The 1,665-nt window shown below is 58.4% G+C and carries 1 protein-coding gene; it reads right to left on the reverse strand.

The genetic code is table 11. The features are described from left to right. Nucleotides 1-1,226 (reverse strand): methyl-accepting chemotaxis protein (locus EAY64_RS20090; RefSeq protein WP_103526510.1); only part of this gene is annotated, 1,226 nt, incomplete at its 3' end. Nucleotides 1,227-1,665: the final 439 nt, after the last annotated feature.

A 1,665-nucleotide genomic window follows, 5' to 3' on the forward strand; every position in this document is an offset into this window, starting at 1 on the left:
TCGGCCACCACGGCAAAGCCACGGCCCATTTCACCGGCACGCGCCGCCTCAATCGCCGCGTTGAGCGCCAGCAGATTGGTCTGGTCTGCCACATCGCGAATCACCTGCACCACCGACACGATCTGGCTGCTCTGCGCATTCAGCCCGCGCAAGGCGTTACTGGCGCTGGCAATGGCCGCGGAAATATCGCGGATATCGCTGATGGTCTGACCGATGGTCACCGACCCCGTTTCGGCCTGGCGGCTGGAGGTTTGTGACAGCAGCTGTGCCTCATCGGCACGCTCGGCCACATGGTTGACGCTGACCGTCATCTGCTCGATGGTGGCGGCCACTGCCGCCGAAGACTCGCTCTGCGCCGATGCCGCCTGATAAATGTCATCCGCTGCTTCATTCATCTTGTGCGATGAGGCCATCACATCCTGCGCTCCATGGCGCAGTTGCAGCAGGTTTTGCTGCAGGCTGTCCAGCAAGCTGTTAAAGGCGCTGGCGGTACGCCCCAGCTCATCCTTGCTGTCGCTGTGTACCCGCAGCTTGAAATCACGCTGCTGGCTGACCAGCTCCATGGTGTGCTGCATATCGGACAGCGAACGGGTAATGGCACGGATCAGCAGCCAGCCACCGATGGCCGTGCCCAGCAGCACGACAAGGGCCAGCACCGTCTGCAGCCATTTGGCCGCATCGTAGGCCGTGCGGTTTGCCTCGTTTTGCTGATTGCCCAGCTGATAGTTGTAGCTGATCAACTTGTTCAGATCAGCCTCCAGCTTGCCGGACAGCTGAAACAGGCTGCCGCTTTCCAGCATGGCAGTCGCCACCGACATGTAGTTGGAGCGCGAGTTATTGAAAAACTCATCCATCGCCGCACGGTATTGCGCCATGTCAGCCTTGGCCTGCTTCACCATCTGGCGGTCGCTATCATCCACTGCCAGCTCGGTTTCATACTGGCTGACTGCCTTGTCAAACTGTTGCCGGCTGTTTTCGATGGCCTTTTCGTCTTCCTGCTTTTTCTCCTGCTGCACATGCGACACATGGCTGCGCAAGGCAGCCCGCATGCCATACATGGCAGTCTGGGCGGTTTGCAGGGCTTTGAGGCTGGGAAAGGTATTGCTGCTGATGTATTCGAAACGGCTCTGTGCCGCACTGAGCTGCCACAGACCGACACCGCTGACCACTAGCAAGGCCAGCAAGGCGATGGATAGCAGCAGGGTAATTTTGAGCTTGATTGTCATCCTCTGACTTCCCTCTTGAGTTTGTTTTTATTGGATGAGCTTCTGGACTGGTCCTGCCCCGTCTGTAAGATGCGCCCGGTCAAGGAGCCGCATCTGCGCGGAGCTTGCTGTTTTATACATCAAAGCCGTCGCCACGGCCAAGATTGCAGGCGGCAAATGAAACAACACAGCCCGGCTCGACAAGGCAAGTGTCGGCCGGGCTGCAGACTGCATGCCGACAGCAAGCCGGCAGACAAAAAATATCATTTCAACATCACAACAGCCGAACCCGCCGCCCTACTCCAGCACACGAGTTGCATACGGGCTGAGCATCGCTGACATAGGGTGCATTGCGGTGCGCCAGTTCAATCAGACCAGGCAATGCAAAAAGCCCAGTCATTGCTGACTGGGCTTTAAATGCTTTGGCTCCCCGAGCAGGGCTCGAACCTGCGACCTGCGG

The organism is Aquitalea palustris (assembly GCF_003693445.1).
GTDB lineage: Bacteria > Pseudomonadota > Gammaproteobacteria > Burkholderiales > Chromobacteriaceae > Aquitalea > Aquitalea palustris.